Genomic DNA, 16,341 nt, shown 5'->3' on the forward strand with positions numbered 1-16,341 from the left:
ACACTGCCCTTCAATCCTTGGTCTGAATGGAAGTGGTCATGAGCGATTTCGATTGGGTGGTGCGCGGCAATATCGTCGATCCGCACGGCATTGTGGAAAACGGCTGGCTGGCGGTGCAAGGCGGCAAGATCGCCGCGCGCGGCACCGGCACGGCCCCCGCGGCGCGCGACAGCGTCGACGCCACGGGCCAGTGGATCATCCCCGGCGTGGTCGACGGCCAGGTGCATTCCGGCAGCCAGGCCAACCAGGAAGGGCTGGGCTGGGCGTCCCGCGCCGCCGCTGCCGGCGGCGTCACCGTCATGGTCGACATGCCCTACGACGACCCCGAACCCGTGGCCTCGCGCCCCCACCTGGACGCCAAGATCGCCGAGGTCGAACGCGACTGCCACGTCGACGTGGCCCTGTTCGGCACGCTGAACACGCAACACGGCTTGGCGGCCGCCGCGGGCCTGATCGAAGGCGGCGTCTGTGCCTTCAAGTTCTCGACCTTCGAAGCCACGCCCGGCCGCTTTCCACGCATCGAAGAAGACGATCTGTACGACGCCTTTCGCCTGATCGCGCCGTCGGGCCTGGCCTGCGGCGTGCACAACCAGATGCAGGAAATGACGCGCAAGAACATCGCGCGCCTCATCGACGCCGGCGACACCGGCTGGGACGCCTTCATGCGCGCCCACACGCCGCTGATCGAAAACCTGGCCACCGCCCTGATCTACGAGATCGGCGCCGAGACCGGCGCCCGCGCCCATGCGGTGCACGTGTCCACCTCGCGCGGCTTCGAGATCTGCAACATGTACCGCCGCAACGGCCACCGCGCCAGCATCGAAACCTGCGTGCAGTACCTGATGCTGAACCACGAAGAACACACCCGCCGCTTCGGCGCCAAGACCAAGCATTACCCGCCCATCCGCCCCAAGGCCGAGGTCGACCGGCTCTGGACCCACATCGCCAACGACGAATGCACCTTCGTCTCGTCCGACCACGTCAGCTGGAGCCTCGAACGCAAGCAGAATCCCAACGTCTTCAAGAACTCATCTGGCGGCCCCGGCCTGGAAACCCTGCTGCCCGCCTTCTGGACCGGCTGCGAAGAACACGGCATTTCGCCCACCATGGTGGTGCGCCAGCTGTGCAGCAACCCCGCCAAGCACTTCCTGCTCGACGACCGCAAGGGCACGCTGGATATCGGCAAGGACGCCGACATCGTCATCCTCACCCCGGAACGCTACGCTTTCGATCCGTCCGGCAGCCTGGCCGCCGTGAACTGGAGCTCGTTCGAAGGCCGTGAATTCACCGTGCGGGTAGCCGGCACCTGGTGCCGCGGCCAGCAGGTCTACGACGGCCAGCGCATCGTCAACCAGCAGGGCGACGGCCGCTTCCTGCGCCCGCGCCAGGCGTGAAGGCCGCGCCCATGTCCCAGCCCTTTCCGCCCCTGAACGCCGACCGCCTGTGGGCCCGCGTCGAAGCGCTGTCGCGCTTCACCCTGCCCGACCAGCCCTGGACTCGCCGCGCGTTCTCGCCGCTGTTCCAGGAAGCGCGCCAGTGGCTGCGCGTCGAATTCGAGGCCGCGGGCCTGACGACGCGCGTGGATGCCGGCGGCAACCTGATCGGCACCCGCGCCGGCCGCAACCCCGCCCGCAAGCCCATCGCCACCGGCTCGCATTGCGACACCGTACCCAGCGGCGGCCGCTTCGACGGCATCATCGGCGTGCTGGCCGGCATCGAAGTCGCCCACACCCTGCAGGAACACGGCATCGAACTGGAGCACGACTTCGAGGTCATCGACTTCCTGTCCGAAGAGCCCAGCGACTACGGCATTTCGTGCGTCGGCAGCCGCGCGCTCAGCGGCCAGCTCAGCGCCGACATGCTGGCCGCCCGCAACCCCGACGGCGAAACGCTGGCCCAGGGCATCGCCCGCATCGGCGGCGACCCGGCCGCGCTCAATGCCCCCTTGCGCGGCGCGCATGGCACCGCGGCGTTCGTTGAACTGCACATCGAACAGGGCCCCGTGCTGGAAAGCCGCCAACTGCCCATCGGCGTGGTCACCAACATCGTCGGCATCCGCCGCGTGCAGATCGTGGTCGAAGGCCAGCCCGACCACGCCGGCACCACCCCCATGGACATCCGCCGCGATGCCCTGGTGGGCGCGGCCCGCCTCATCGACGCCGCCAGCCGCCAGGCCAGTGCCGCCAGCGGCAATCCGCATTACGTGGTGGCCACGGTAGGCAAGCTGGCCATGACGCCCAACGCCGCCAATGCCGTGCCCGGCCGCGTCGAACTGACGCTGGAAATGCGCAGCGACAGCAATGCGGTGCTGGACGCGTTTCCCGAAACGCTGATGGCCTCGGTGGCCGACGACCTGAAGGCGCTGCGCCTGACCGCCGGCTTCACCCAGCTCAGCCGCGCCCAGCCCACCGACTGCGCGCCGCTGGTGATGGATGCCGTCAAGGCCGCCGCCGACCAGCTGGGCTACGCCAGCATGCGCCTGCCCAGCGGCGCCGGCCACGACGCGGTCTACATGGCGCCCACCGGCCCCATCGGCATGATCTTCATCCCCTGCCTGCACGGCCGCAGCCACTGCCCCGAAGAATGGATCGAACCGGCGCAACTGCTGGACGGCACGCGCGTGCTGTATCAGACGGTGCTTGAATTGGATCGGGTGCTGCGCGGGTAAATCACGGACGCCAGCTTGCGAATGCCCTGGCGCGCCGCCACGACCGCCACCGCCAGCGGCAACGCGATGTCCCACTGGGCCAGGAACAATTCAAAGGTCGGTTCCCAGCGCGCCCAGGTGTTGCCGAACACGATCGGGGCCGGCGGCCCCAGATAAATGGCCAGCAGCGCCGCCCCCATGCCGGCCACGGCGCGGCCGATGGCCGATCGGCCCAACGGCGTAAACCGTTCGGCCACGGCCAGCGCCAGCCAGGCCACCAGGCCGGCGAATGACGCATCCAGAAAGAAGTCCGACCGCTCGTACAGATAAGGCGCATCGGGCATCGCCAGTCCGTACGACCCGGTCCGCAACTTGGCCGTCAGGCAGGCGCCGAACAGCGCCGCGGCGGCAAACAGCAGCAGAAAATCGCAAAGCCGCGACAAGAGTCTGATAGGCATGGCAGCAAGGAAAAAGGACGAGAGCGGCGCAGCATGCCACAAACCGTCGCCGGGTCGCCACGGCAGCCCACCCGCGCTACAGTAGCCGGCACCCTGGATCCCGCCCGCCGCCATGCGCCTGCCCCACCTGTTGATCGCCCTCGCCCTGGCCTGCGCCGGGGCAAGCCCGGCCCCCGCCGCCCCCGCCGCGCCGCTGATCGATCAGCCCTACGGCCCGGACGCGGCGCAACGGGCGGACGTCTATCTGCCCGGTCGTTCATCCGGACCGGCCGCCCCCGTCCTCGTCATGGTGCACGGCGGCGCCTGGAAAGGCGGCGACAAGGCCGCCTCGGATGTCGTCGACAACAAACTGGGCTACTGGCTGCCCAAGGGCTTTGCGATCGTCTCGGTCAATACCCGGGTACTGCCAGCCGCGCGTCCAGAAACCCAGGCACAGGACCTGGGCCTGGCGCTGGCCTGGGTCCAGCGCGAAGCGCCCGGCTGGGGGGCCGATCCGGACCGCATCATCGTCATGGGCCATTCGTCCGGCGGCCACCTGCTGGCGCTGCTGGCCGCCGACGCCGCCATGCGCCAACGCACCGGCGCACGGCCCTGGCGCGCCAGCGTGATCCTGGACGGCGCCGGCTTCGACCTGCTGGACGTCATGCCCCGGCCCCACGCCCCCTTCTACGACGACGCCTTCGGCGCCGACCCGGCCCAGTGGGCCCAGGCCTCGCCCGCCGCCCAACTGCGCGGCCCGGTATCGCCAACCCTGCTGGTGTGCTCGACCCTGCGGCCGGATCCGTGCCGCCGGTCGCGCAGCTACGCCGACCAGCTCGCCGCGCATGGCAACCAGGCGGAAATCCTGGGTATCGCGCGCAATCACGCCCAGATCAATGCGGACGTGGGTGCAGACAACGACGAAACCCGCGCAATCTCGCGCTATATCGACGCCCATCTGGCGCGCTAGACCGCGACGAACCCCGGCATCGGCGGCCGACGCGCTGCGCGCCGCCACGCAACTTAAATCGCGAAGGAAGGTCTATTCGGAACGCGTCGCGACGCTTCAATACAGGTTTGCATGATGACTTCGCCCTTGCACCGCCCCATTGCAGGCATCCCTCCGGCCCCTGCGCGCCGCCTGCCGCCCCGCTGGCGATACGCAACGGGTCTGCTGCTGACCCTGGCCGGCGCGCAGGCGCTGGCGGCCGCGCCGCAGTGCCCGACACCGCCTCCCGGGCCGCGCGACCTGCAAGGCACGGGCTATTACACCGACGCCGCCCACTCAAAGATCGATCCGCAGCTGCAGGCCCGCAACCGCGCCCAGACGCGCCCCCTGGACGACTACGCGCAGCGCATCGCCACGATGTCCGACGCCTACCTGGCCGACAACGACGCCGCCGCAGGCCGCTGCGCCCAGGCCTGGCTGGCCGCGTGGGCGCAGGACGGCGCGATGCTGGGCCGCATGATCCGCAGCAACAACGACCAGCCCGACTACCTGCGTCAATGGACCCACGGCGCCGCTGCCCTGGCCTACCTGAAGACCCTGCCGCTGGCCACGCCGGCGCAGCGCGGCGTCATCGAACCCTGGCTCAGGCAACTGTCCCGCGCCAACCTGGCCTACTGGGACGATACCCGGCACAAGCGCAACAACCACTATTACTGGACCGGCGTCGGCATCATGGCCACGGCAGTGGCAACCCACGATGCCGACCTGCTGCGCACCGCGCAGGCCATTTACCGCAAAGGCGTGGAAGACATCCAGCCAGACGGCAGCCTGCCCATGGAAATGGCGCGCGCCCGCCGCGCCCTGCACTATCACGACTACGCCGCCGCCCCGCTGGTCATGATGGCCGAACTGGCCTACGAAACCGGCCACGACTGGTACGCCTACCGCGAGGGCGCGCTGGGCCGGCTGGCGCACCGTGTGGCAGATGGCTATCGCGACAGCGCCTGGTTCGCCCAGCGCGCCGGTGCGCCGCAAGAGGCCGAACGGCCACACGGCAGCAGCGGCTGGGTCGAGTTCTACCGCCAGCATGCCACCGATCCGCACGACTTCGATGCCATGCACGCCGACGGGCCGTTCAAGGACCCCCGCCTGGGCGGCAACCTGACCCTGATGGCCCGCCACGGCGTCATGCCCAAACCCTGACACAGGCGTAAACTGGAACGACAAACAGGCTGTACGCGGCCGCCGAGGGGCAGCCGCCGGAGATCACCATGAAACCCATCCCGACACGCGCGCTGGCTTTGCTGGCCGCCCTGCTTATTCTGGGCGGCTGTTCGTCCCTGGGCCCTGGCGGCCCGCCGCATCCCGGCGCCGCCAATCCCTACAGCAGCGGCGGCTTCCGCGACGCCGGCCCGAATTATCCGGATACCGGTCCGTAATCACACGCCCTTGCCTGTGCCGGCCCGCCTTCTCTGGCGTCAGCCGGCCGCCGGCTTGGCCGCATCAGATCAACACCAGCGCCAGCAACCACGCCGACACCAGCGACGTCGCCGCCTGACGCGCCGCCAGGCCCCACGCCTGACGAGCCCCCAGTTCGCGCCCCACGGTCCATAGCGTCACCAGGCAAGCAGAAGCGGTGGACGCCAGCCACACCAGCACGAAGGTCTGCGCCACCGTCAGTTGCGCCAGCAGCGCGCCCTGCCCCTGGTTCAGCGCCAGCAGGCCATCCTTGCGCAACAGCGAAAACACCACGCCGCCCGCCGCCTGCGCCGGCAAGCCCAGCGCCGCCATGGGCGCGGCCAGCCACGACGACAGCGCCTGGATGGCGCCCATGCCTTCCAGCAGGGATGCGAACAGGCAGATCAGCAGAAACACCGGCATCGCCTGCTTCAGGAATTGCGCCAACACGGCGCGCAGACGCCAGGCCACCCCGCGCCAGGACGGCCATTGCAGATACGCCTGGCCGGACAGCGACGCGGCGGCATCGGCCCGCAACGCCCCGTGCCACAGCCGCGTGTGCACCGCACCGACGACGAACAGCAGGAACAGGTACGGCGCAAAAAGCCACAGCCGCCCGGCCGCGCCGAACACCGACAGCGTCGCGCCGATCTGGTAACTGCACGCCGAACCGAACGCGATCAGGCTGACGCAGGCGCGCCGCGTGCAGGCCGAGCAGCCCCGGCTCTGGAACGTGGCCACCACATTGCAGCCAAAGCCCGACAGCACCGGGATCAGGTCGCGTCCGCTCAGGCCGATGTGCCGCAGCGCCGGGTCCAGCGCCGCGGTCATGCGGTCCTTCAGCCCGCTTTCTTCGGACAGCGCCATCGACACGCCGATCAGCGCCACCACCGGAAACGCCCAGATGAAGGAATACAGCCCCAGGCTGACCAGGCCATAGCTGCCGACCAGCACTGTCTGCAACGCGGCCGGCGCGGGTGCCAACGCCTCGGTCAGCGGCTGCACCAGCGCGGCATCGGCCCAGGGTTGCAGCCAGCCTGACAGCAGGTAGGCCAGCACCACCGGCAACGCAAACATCGATAGCAACGCCAACAATGCCCACCACGCCCCCAGCCGGGCGTGGTCGAACGGCGTGCGCTGCGGCCGGCGCAGGCCGGCCGCGGGCCAGGCGATCAACGGTGCAGGCGCGGCGGGCAGCAAGGCCGCGCCCGCCAACGCCGCACGCACCGCCACCAGTTCCTGCGTCGCAGGCGTGCGCGCGTTGATGGCCGCCACCGGCACGCCCAACGCGGCGCCGCAACGCGCAGCCAGCGCCGGTCCGTCGTCGCACTTGTCCGCGAAGGTCAGCACCACGCACACACGCCGCGCCCCCGCCAGCATGGCCAGCAGTTCGCGCATGCGCGCCGGCGCATCGGTCACGCGCATCACCACCGCCACCACGGCGGCGGGCGTCAGCCGCGCCAGGGCCAGTCGGGTGGCGGCGCTGTCTTCGCGCAGCCGCACGCCCGGCGTATCCACCAGCCGGGTGCCGGTATCGCGCAGCCAGGCCTCGCGGCAGGCCACGGTGGACCCCGGCACGTTGTTCTCGTCGCCGACCGCCTGGCCCGTCAGGCTGCGAAACAGCGCCGATTTGCCCGCATTCTCCAGCCCGGCCAATACCACCGTGTCAGCATTCGCAGGCGTCATCGCAGCAATCCGCATTGCCGAACGGGCCCCAGGCACCCGGCGCCTCTTCTTGCGGCGGCAGGCCCAAGTGCTGTGCCACCCTCCGCGCCACGCCTTCAAAGCGCTGGCGGAACTTATAGATGAAGCAATAGATGCGGCGGTCCTGCCGCACCTGCGGCCCCGCCAGGAACAGGCCGGGCGTCAGCGTGGATTCGTCATGCGCGCTCAGGACCGGCCGGCCATCGGCCGTCCAGTCGAAGCATTCGCGGATCAACTGCGCGCCGCCGCCCCGCAGAAAGCCGGTGCCCAGGATCGGCTCGTGCGCGCTGGCAAACACGCGGCCGTCCTCGGCCAGCGCCACGAAGCCCGCGGCCTCGCGCCGCACCTCCAGCACGTTGACCCCGAACGCGATCTGCAACCGACCGCTGTCCAATGCCTGGTGCAGCCGCTGACGGCTGTACGGCGACAGCGACAGGCTGGGGTCGTGCGGGCTGGCCGGGTCCCAGGTCGACTTGCGCGCCAGCAACTGCACGCGGGCGCCGCCGGCCACCAGGTTCACCGCCGCATCCACGCCGCTTTCATAGCCGCCGATCACCAGGTAGTCATCGCCGTCGAAGGCAGACCAGCTGTCCACCTCGGCGTAATGCACGCAAGCCTGCGCCCCCGCAAAGGGCCGCAGGTCCGGATACTGGTATTCACCCGTGGCCCACACCACCGACCGCGCCAGCGCCGTCCCCTTGGACGTATCCAGCCGAAATTCGCCGCGCGGCCCGCGCGCCAGCCCCGTCACGTCGTACCCCAGCGCCAGCGGCACCTCGTGGGCCTGCGCCACCCGTTCGAGGTACTGCGCATAGCGTGACCCGTCCAGGTGCTCCATGCCCGCGGACAAGGCCGGCGAACTGGTCTCGGTCACGGCGTTCAGGTCCGCCAGGCCAAACGGATTGCTGTAGAACGACGGCGTGATGAAGCGCGTTTCCTGCGGCCACGCCAGGAACGAGGCGCCCACCTGGTGCCGGTCGATCACCACGAGCCGCCGCACCCCGTGCCGCGCCAATGCGACAGCCATGCCGATCCCGGCGGGGCCGGCGCCCACCACGGCAACGTCAAGCACGTTCGATTGCACGATGCGCCGTTACTTGTTTTTCGCGCCGCCCTGGCGCGCCTTGAAGCGCGGGTTGGACTTGCAGATCACGTAGATGCGCCCGCGGCGCTTGACGACCTGGCAGTCCCGGTGGCGGGTCTTGGCGTCTTTGAGAGAGGAAAGGACTTTCATGCGGGGCTCCGGAAGGAATGAGAATGCAGGCCCCGATCTCGCGCCAGCGGGATCAACGGCCAGACAATAATGATATGTAATAACATTCTATTTGTCACGCAGCATCCCGAACCGGGGCTTGCAGCCATGGCGCCTCGCAGGTAAATTGTTGACAATCCATCGCCCAAAGGCGACTTACACCGGGTTTTCACCCAGATAAAGACCAGATTGTTGACACAATGAGCAAAGTGCTGACGCTACCCAGCGCCGAGCCTGGCGATAACGAGACCCTGGCGGAACACATCTTCCGCAAGATCCAGTCCGCCATCGTCAAAGGCGAAATCGCCCCCGGCAGCAAGATCTCAGAACCGGAACTGGCGCGCATCCATGGCGTCAGCCGGGGTCCGCTGCGCGAGGCCCTGCACCGGCTGGAAGGCCAGAAGCTGCTGGTGCGCGTGCCGCACGCCGGCGCCCGCGTCGTGTCGCTCAGCCCCAAAGAGCTGGCCGAGCTGTATGAAATCCGCGAATCCCTGGAAGGCATGGCTTGCCGCCTGGCCGCCGACCGCATGCCGCCCGCGGAAATCGAAGAACTGCGCCAGGTGCTGCAAGCCCACGAAAAAGACGCAGCCTTCCAGGCGGGCATCGGCTACTACCAGCAGGAGGGCGACTACGACTTCCACTACCGCATCGTCAAAGGCAGCGGCAACGACATGCTGTTTCGCATGCTCTGCGACGAGCTCTACCAACTGGCGCGCATGTACCGCATCCAGTATTCGACCACCCCGAATCGCCCCCGGCAGTCGTATGCCGAGCACCACCGCATTCTTGACGCCATCGCCGACCGCGATGGCGAGCTGGCTGAACTCCTGATGCGCCGCCACATCCGCGCATCCCGTCTCAACATCGAAAATCAGATCGCTCAGGGCAACCTGAAGCGCACCGAGGCATGAACAAATCCTATCGCAAGCCCCTGCCCGGCACCCGCCTGGACTACTTCGACACCCGCGCCGCCGTGGACGCCATTTCGCCCGGCGCGTACGACCGCCTGCCCTATACCTCGCGCGTGCACGCCGAGAATCTGGTGCGCCGCTGCGACCCCGCGATGCTGACCGATGCGCTCAAGCAGCTGATCGAACGCCGCCGCGACCTGGACTTTCCGTGGTATCCGGCCCGCGTGGTCTGTCATGACATCCTGGGCCAGACCGCGCTGGTCGACCTGGCCGGCCTGCGCGACGCCATCGCCGACAAGGGCGGCGACCCCGCCAAGGTCAACCCGGTGGTGCCGGTGCAGTTGATCGTCGACCACTCGCTGGCCGTGGAATACGGCGGCAACGACCCCGACGCGTTCGAAAAGAACCGCGCCGTCGAAGACCGCCGCAACGAAGACCGCTTCCACTTCATCGACTGGACCAAACAGGCCTTTCGCAACATCGAAGTCGTGCCCCCGGGCAACGGCATCATGCACCAGATCAACCTGGAGCGGATGTCGCCGGTGATCTACACGCAAGACGGCGTGGCCTTCCCCGACACGCTGGTCGGCACCGACAGCCACACCCCGCACGTGGACGCGCTGGGCGTCATCGCCATCGGCGTGGGTGGCCTGGAAGCCGAAAACGTCATGCTGGGCCGCGCCTCGTGGATGCGCCTGCCCGACATCATCGGCGTCGAACTGTCGGGCCGCGCCCAACCCGGCATCACCGCCACCGACGTGGTGCTGACGCTGACCGAATTCCTGCGCAAGGAAAAGGTCGTGGGCGCCTACCTGGAGTTCTACGGCGAAGGCGCCGCCAGCCTGACGCTGGGCGACCGCGCCACCATCTCGAACATGGCGCCCGAATACGGCGCCACGGCCGCGATGTTCTCGATCGACCAGCAGACCATCGACTACCTGCGCCTGACCGGCCGCGAAGACGAGCAGATCGCGCTGGTGGAAACCTACGCCAAGACCGCCGGGCTGTGGTCCGACAGCCTGAAGACCGCCGAATACGAACGCGTGCTGCGCTTTGACCTGTCGACCGTGGTGCGCACCCTGGCCGGTCCGTCCAACCCGCACCGCCGCCTGCCCGTGGCCGACCTGGCCGAACGCGGCATTTCCGGCGTGGTCGAGAACCAGCCCGGCCTGATGCCCGACGGTGCCGTCATCATCGCCGCCATCACCAGCTGCACCAACACCAGCAACCCGCGCAACGTCATCGCCGCGGGCCTCCTGGCGCGCAACGCCAACCGCGCCGGCCTGACCCGCAAGCCCTGGGTCAAGAGCTCGCTGGCCCCCGGTTCCAAGGCCGTGGCCCTGTACCTGGACGAAGCCGGCCTGACCGAAGACCTGGAAAAGCTCGGCTTCGGCGTCGTGGCGTTTGCCTGTACCACGTGCAACGGCATGTCGGGCGCGCTGGACCCCGTGATCCAGCAGGAAATCATCGACCGCGACCTGTACGCCACCGCCGTGCTGTCCGGCAACCGCAACTTCGACGGCCGCATCCACCCCTACGCCAAGCAGGCCTTCCTGGCCTCGCCGCCGCTGGTGGTGGCCTATGCCATCGCCGGCACCATCCGCTTCGACATCGAACGCGACGTGCTGGGCACCACCGCCGATGGCCGCGAGATTCGCCTGAAGGACATCTGGCCCACCGATGCCGAGATCGACGCCACGGTCAAGGCCGCCGTCAAGCCCGAGCAGTTCCGCAAGGTCTACGCGCCCATGTTCGGCATCCAGAACGAACGCCAGGCCGGCGTCAGCCCGCTGTACGCCTGGCGCCCGCAAAGCACCTACATCCGCCGGCCGCCATACTGGGAAGGCGCGCTGGCCGGCGCGCGCACGCTGCGCGGCATGCTGCCGCTGGCCGTGCTGGGCGACAACATCACCACCGACCACCTGTCGCCGTCCAACGCCATCCTGATGGACAGCGCCGCGGGCGAATACCTGCACAAGATGGGCCTGCCCGAAGAAGACTTCAACTCGTACGCCACCCACCGCGGCGACCACCTCACCGCGCAGCGCGCCACCTTCGCCAACCCCAAGCTCTTCAACGAAATGGTGAAGAACGCCGACGGCACGATCAAACAGGGCTCGCTGGCGCGCGTGGAACCCGAAGGCAAAGAGATGCGCATGTGGGAAGCCATCGAAACCTACATGGACCGCAAGCAGCCGCTCATCATCGTGGCCGGCGCCGACTACGGCCAGGGTTCGTCGCGCGACTGGGCCGCCAAGGGCGTGCGCCTGGCCGGCGTCGAAGCCATCGCCGCCGAAGGCTTCGAACGCATCCACCGCACCAACCTCATCGGCATGGGCGTGCTGCCGCTGGAATTCAAGCCGGGCGTGAACCGCAAGACGCTGGGCCTGGACGGCACCGAAAGCTACGACGTGGTCGGCGAACGCAAGCCGCGCGCCGACCTGACGCTGGTCGTGCACCGGCGCAACGGCGAAACCCTGCAAGTGCCCATGACCTGCCGCCTGGACACAGCCGAGGAAGTCTCCATCTACGAAGCCGGCGGCGTGCTGCAGCGCTTCGCGCAAGACTTCCTGGAGGCCGAATCGGCCGGCTCGGCCAAGCAGGCCGGCTGATCCCCGCAACCCTCATCAAGGCGGGCGCCCCGCGCGCCCGCCGCCCACATTCAAGACATCAGGACTGCCCCATGGCCCACGCACCCCAGATCAAGATTGCCGCCACATACATGCGCGGCGGCACCAGCAAAGGCGTGTTCTTCAAGCTGGACGACCTGCCCGAATCCGCCCGCGTGCCGGGCCCGGCCCGCGACGCACTGCTGATGCGCGTCATCGGCAGCCCGGACCCCTACGGCAAGCAGATCGACGGCATGGGCGCAGCCACCTCCAGCACCAGCAAGACCGTCATCGTCGGCAAGAGCACCCGCCCCGACCATGACGTGGACTACCTGTTCGGCCAGGTCTCGATCGACCAGGCCTTTGTCGACTGGAGCGGCAACTGCGGCAACCTGTCCGCCGCGGTCGGCCCCTTCGCCATCACCAACGGCCTGATCGATCCGGCCCGCGTGCCGCAAAACGGCATCGCCGTGGTGCGCATCTGGCAGGCCAACATCCAGAAGACCATCATCGCCCACGTGCCCATCACCGACGGCGCCGTGCAGGAAACCGGCGACTTCGAACTGGACGGCGTGACCTTCCCCGCCGCCGAGCTGCAGCTGGAATTCATGAACCCGGCCGAAGAAGGCGACGGCGGCTCGATGTTCCCCACCGGCAACCTGGTGGACGACCTGGAAGTGCCCGGCGTGGGCACCTTCAAGGCCACCATGATCAACTCCGGCATTCCCACCATCTTCCTGAACGCCGACGCGCTGGGCTACAGCGGCGCCGAACTGCAGGACGACATCAATGGCGACGCCGCCGCGCTGGCCCGCTTCGAAACCATCCGCGCCCACGGCGCGCTGCGCATGGGCCTGATCAAATCCCTGGAAGAAGCCGCCGCCCGCCAGCACACCCCCAAGGTCGCCTTCGTGGCCGGCCCCAAGGCCTACACCGCGTCCAGCGGCAAGCAGATCGGCGCGAATGACATCGACGTGCTGGTGCGCGCCCTGTCCATGGGCAAGCTGCACCACGCCATGATGGGCACCGCGTCGGTCGCCATCGCCACCGCCGCCGCCGTGCCCGGCACGCTGGTCAACCTGGCGGCCGGCGGCGGCCAGCGCGACCAGGTCTGCTTCGGCCACCCGTCGGGCACCCTGCGCGTGGGCGCCGAGGCCCAATTGGTCGACGGCGAATGGACCGTCACCAAGGCCATCATGAGCCGCAGCGCACGCGTACTGATGGAAGGCCGCGTGCACGTGCCGCGCACGGGGTTCTGAATCGGAAGGGCCTGCGGCATGCGCTGCCGCAGGCCCTCCATCGATGGAACCGTTCCGGGCACGCCCCGGCGCCCACCTGGCGCGCCGCCCGACCCGCAAGGCATTCGCTCCAGCCGCTGCCCTGCATCACGGCCCGGGCCTTACTTGCCCTGCTCTTTAGGCGCGCTGGCCACCAGCGCATCAAACGCCTTGTCCAGGCTGGCCAGCGAATCCGCGATGTGACCGCGGCGTTCCTTGATCCACTTATCCTGCGACGCCAACTGCTCGCGCGCTTCCTTGATCATGCGATCCATCTCGGCCGGCTGCGGCCCGCCGATGGTGGCGCGGTTCTTCACGATGGCCACCGGGTCCAGCGTCGCGCGGAACTCGGCTTCGCTCATCGGCAGTTCGTTCGGGTACTTCGATCCCTTCATCGCCTCGGCATAGATGCGGCGCGCCTGGTCATACGGGAAGTCCAGCGGCTTGATGTTGTTGGTCTTGGCGTAGGTCACCACTTCCGACGCGAAATGATGCCCATCGCGGAACGGCAGCTTGTACTTGCGCATCAGCACGTCGGCCAGTTCCTGCGACGCCGTCCAGTCGCTGTTCAGTTCTTCCAGCGCACGGTCCGGGCTGATCACCATGGCCTTCAGGACCCGGTCCCAGCGCTTGAGCGCCGAGATGCCGCTGTCGACCATCGCCGAATTCTGCTTCACGTCCTTGGGGTCGCTCATGCCCGGGGTGATGTTGTGCGTCTGGATCACCGGCCCCATCGCCAGCGTCACCGCCGTCGACGCATCGCTGCGCGTATCGTTGAGCAAGCCCGGATTGCGCTTTTGCGGCATGGCGCTGGACACATAGGTATTGCCGCCGCCCTCTTCCAGCAGAATCCACGGACGCGATTGCGCGTACTGCGTCATCACGTCTTCCACGAAATTGCCCGTGCGCAATGCGATGCTGGTCACGATGGACGCCACTTCCACCGGCTGGTCCATCGACGAGATCTGCGAGGCGTCATAGGCGTTGTCCACCAACGCCTCGAAGCCCAGGTATTGCGCCATGCGCTTTCTGTCCAGCGGCCAGCTGGTGCCGTTCAGCACCGTGGTACCCATGGGCGAACGGTCGATGCGCGCATAGGCTTCGCGGATGCGTTGCGCATCGCGCGCCAGCCCCGCCGCCTGGCCCAGCAGATAGTGGCCATAGCTGTTCGGCTGCGCCGCCACGCCGTTGGTGTAGTTCGGCACGATGGTGCCGGCGTGCTTGGCCGCCAGTTCCACCAGCGTGGTGGACGTGGCGTTCAGCTGGTCCGCCAGTTCCAGCAGCTTGTCGCGCAGGATCGCGCTGCGGTAGGTGGCGTGCATGTCCTGGCTGGAACGGCCCGCGTGCAGCAGCGTCACGTCTTCGCCGGCCGCCTTGATCAGCAGCGGTTCGAACGTGATGACGCTGGCCGGCCGCTTGGCGCCGGGCTGGTTGCCATCGTTGATCACCTTGGCCACGCCGGCCGCCAGGCGCGGCGCCATGGACTTGTCCAGCAGCCCTTCGTCGGTGTTGATCACGGCCGTGGCCTTGTTGATCTCGCCCAGCCAGAAGAACGGGTCGCGCGCGGGCGGCTTGGCAGCGGCGGATGCCGCAGGCGCCTGTTGCGCCAGGGCCGCTTGGCTGCCTAGGGAAAATACAAGGGCTGCGCCCAGGGCGGGCAGAAAATGTCTCATGGCGTTCTCGTTATGGGGAAGAGTCGGCAGGGGAAGCCCCCGATGCCAAGCGCCATTTTTGCGCGGACCGCCATCAAAATGCAATTATCCCGGCTGCCCCGCGGGCACCGCCCACCGCAACACGAAACGCGCGCCGCCCAGCGGGCTGTCGAACACCTGAATGGTGCCGCGGTGGCTGGCCGCCACGCGCTGCACGATCGCCAGGCCCAAGCCCGCGCCGCCCGTGCCGCGGTCGCGGCTTTCATCCAGGCGGGTGAAGGGTTCGAAGACCCGGGCGCGATCCTCGGCGGGGATGCCCGGCCCGTCATCATCCACAATCAGCTCGAAGCCGCCATGCGGACAGCGCGCCAGCGCGATCTCGATGCGGCCGCGCGCGTAGCGCACCGCGTTCTGCACCAGGTTCAAGAGCGCCCGGCTCATGTAGCGCGGGTTCAGGCTGACGTGCGGCGGATGCCCCTCCACCACCACGCAGCGTACATTGCGTGCATCGGCCTGGTGCGCCACCTGGGCCAGCGCCTCGCCCAGCCAATCACGCGTATCCACCGTTTCCTGCTTCACGGCGTCGTCGGCGGGCCGCTCCAGCCGCGCATACACCAGCAGCTCGGCCACCATGCTTTCCAGTTCGGAAATATCCGCCCGCATGTCGCGCAGCACCCGGCCGTGTGCCGGCGGCAGGCCGCTGCGGTCCAGCACGTCCACCTCGAACGACAGCCGCGCCAGCGGCGTGCGCAATTCATGTGACACGGCATTGGTCAGGCTGCGCTGGTTCTCGATCAACGTAGCGATGCGGCCCGCCATGTAGTTGAAGCTTTCGCCCACGTGGCGAATGCCCGTCATCCGCGACAACTGCACCCGCATGCCCAGCTCGCCCTGCCCCATGCGCACCGCCGCGTTGCGCAGCCGGTCCATGTCGCGCCACATCGGCAGCGCCCACAAAGCCAGCAGCCCCAAGCCCACCATCACCGTCAGGAAGGTCCATAGACTCCAGGTCAGCAAGGTATCGACCACGCCCTCGCCTGGCAGGCGCAATTCCAGCCATTGCGCCGGCTCGCCCGGCAACGGCACCAGGTGCGTGTTGTATTCGTCGCGCATCACGAAGCCCCGGCTCTCGAGCTGCTCGCGTTCGCCCTGCGTCAACCGCACCTGGTCCGGCGGCAGCAGGCGCAACGCCAGACCGTAGTGCGGCACCACCTGTTCACGCAACGCGGCTTCGCGCTCGGCCGGCGGCACGCCATCCAGCCGCTGGTGCAGTTCGTAGACCTGGCCTCGCAGCGACTGGTAGGCAATCTCGTCCACCGTCGGCTTGAACAGCTTGCCCAGGCCCTTGTCCACCAGCTGGTAGGCCAGGCACAGGCTGATCACGACCACGATGAAGAATCGAACGAAGAATTTGAACATTGCAGGCCCAGGCGCCGACAGCCGGC

14 protein-coding genes are annotated in these 16,341 nt (G+C 68.3%); 8 read left to right on the forward strand and 6 right to left on the reverse strand.

Annotated elements, in window-relative coordinates; translation table 11 throughout:
* Positions 1 to 38: 38 nt before the first annotated feature.
* Positions 39 to 1,394, forward strand: a complete 1,356-nt coding sequence (locus ACUDP5_RS26000; RefSeq protein WP_445657570.1) for a dihydroorotase — start codon at positions 39 to 41, stop codon at positions 1,392 to 1,394.
* Positions 1,395 to 1,405: 11 nt separating this feature from the next.
* Entirely contained in the window at positions 1,406 to 2,668 is a 1,263-nt protein-coding gene (locus ACUDP5_RS26005; RefSeq protein WP_445657571.1) for a Zn-dependent hydrolase, read from the forward strand.
* On the opposite strand, the gene ACUDP5_RS26010 is transcribed toward ACUDP5_RS26005, so the two are convergent.
* Complete coding sequence (locus tag ACUDP5_RS26010; RefSeq protein WP_263909460.1) at positions 2,629 to 3,105, reverse strand: hypothetical protein; 477 nt, start codon at positions 3,103 to 3,105, stop codon at positions 2,629 to 2,631. The genes ACUDP5_RS26005 and ACUDP5_RS26010 overlap by 40 nt on opposite strands.
* Before the next feature lie 112 nt (positions 3,106 to 3,217).
* Here ACUDP5_RS26010 and ACUDP5_RS26015 point away from each other — a divergent pair, with 112 nt between their 5' ends.
* From ACUDP5_RS26015 to ACUDP5_RS26025, 3 genes are all read left to right on the forward strand, one after another.
* Positions 3,218 to 4,054: an alpha/beta hydrolase gene (locus ACUDP5_RS26015; RefSeq protein ID WP_445657572.1), complete on the forward strand. Its 837-nt coding sequence runs from the start codon at positions 3,218 to 3,220 to the stop codon at positions 4,052 to 4,054.
* Between the two features lie 111 nt (positions 4,055 to 4,165).
* Positions 4,166 to 5,236 carry an alginate lyase family protein gene (locus ACUDP5_RS26020; protein ID WP_445657573.1) on the forward strand — a complete coding sequence of 357 codons (1,071 nt, stop codon included), beginning with the start codon at positions 4,166 to 4,168 and terminating at the stop codon, positions 5,234 to 5,236.
* A gap of 68 nt (positions 5,237 to 5,304) precedes the next feature.
* Positions 5,305 to 5,472: a hypothetical protein gene (locus ACUDP5_RS26025; protein WP_263909454.1), complete on the forward strand. Its 168-nt coding sequence runs from the start codon at positions 5,305 to 5,307 to the stop codon at positions 5,470 to 5,472.
* A gap of 64 nt (positions 5,473 to 5,536) precedes the next feature.
* On the opposite strand, the gene ACUDP5_RS26030 is transcribed toward ACUDP5_RS26025, so the two are convergent.
* The 3 genes from ACUDP5_RS26030 to ykgO are packed head-to-tail and all read right to left on the reverse strand — an operon-like array spanning position 5,537 to position 8,429.
* The gene (locus ACUDP5_RS26030; protein ID WP_445657574.1) at positions 5,537 to 7,177 is read right to left on the reverse strand and encodes a nucleoside recognition domain-containing protein; all 1,641 of its coding nucleotides are present in this window, start codon (positions 7,175 to 7,177) and stop codon (positions 5,537 to 5,539) included.
* Positions 7,158 to 8,267, reverse strand: coding sequence for an NAD(P)/FAD-dependent oxidoreductase (locus tag ACUDP5_RS26035; protein WP_445657575.1), 1,110 nt, complete (start codon positions 8,265 to 8,267; stop codon positions 7,158 to 7,160). Before ACUDP5_RS26035 ends, ACUDP5_RS26030 begins: the two co-directional genes overlap by 20 nt.
* Before the next feature lie 21 nt (positions 8,268 to 8,288).
* Positions 8,289 to 8,429 carry a type B 50S ribosomal protein L36 gene (gene ykgO, locus ACUDP5_RS26040; protein ID WP_025138121.1) on the reverse strand — a complete coding sequence of 47 codons (141 nt, stop codon included), beginning with the start codon at positions 8,427 to 8,429 and terminating at the stop codon, positions 8,289 to 8,291.
* Positions 8,430 to 8,647: 218 nt separating this feature from the next.
* Here ykgO and ACUDP5_RS26045 point away from each other — a divergent pair, with 218 nt between their 5' ends.
* The 3 genes from ACUDP5_RS26045 (at position 8,648) to prpF (ending at position 13,226) form a co-directional block, all read left to right on the forward strand.
* Positions 8,648 to 9,358, forward strand: coding sequence for a GntR family transcriptional regulator (locus ACUDP5_RS26045; protein ID WP_263909448.1), 711 nt, complete (start codon positions 8,648 to 8,650; stop codon positions 9,356 to 9,358).
* Positions 9,355 to 11,970 (forward strand): Fe/S-dependent 2-methylisocitrate dehydratase AcnD, encoded by a 2,616-nt coding sequence (gene acnD, locus ACUDP5_RS26050; RefSeq protein ID WP_445657576.1) that lies wholly within the window; start codon positions 9,355 to 9,357, stop codon positions 11,968 to 11,970. Before ACUDP5_RS26045 ends, acnD begins: the two co-directional genes overlap by 4 nt.
* Positions 11,971 to 12,041: 71 nt before the next feature.
* On the forward strand, positions 12,042 to 13,226 hold the full coding sequence (prpF, locus tag ACUDP5_RS26055) for a 2-methylaconitate cis-trans isomerase PrpF (protein ID WP_445657577.1): 1,185 nt from the start codon (positions 12,042 to 12,044) through the stop codon (positions 13,224 to 13,226).
* Between the two features lie 140 nt (positions 13,227 to 13,366).
* Here the strand turns inward: prpF and ACUDP5_RS26060 are convergent, their stop codons facing one another.
* Positions 13,367 to 14,917 (reverse strand): argininosuccinate lyase, encoded by a 1,551-nt coding sequence (locus ACUDP5_RS26060; RefSeq protein WP_445657578.1) that lies wholly within the window; start codon positions 14,915 to 14,917, stop codon positions 13,367 to 13,369.
* A gap of 84 nt (positions 14,918 to 15,001) precedes the next feature.
* Positions 15,002 to 16,315, reverse strand: coding sequence for an ATP-binding protein (locus tag ACUDP5_RS26065; protein WP_263909440.1), 1,314 nt, complete (start codon positions 16,313 to 16,315; stop codon positions 15,002 to 15,004).
* Positions 16,316 to 16,341: the final 26 nt, after the last annotated feature.

The organism is Achromobacter sp. NCFB-sbj8-Ac1-l (genome assembly GCF_052695805.1).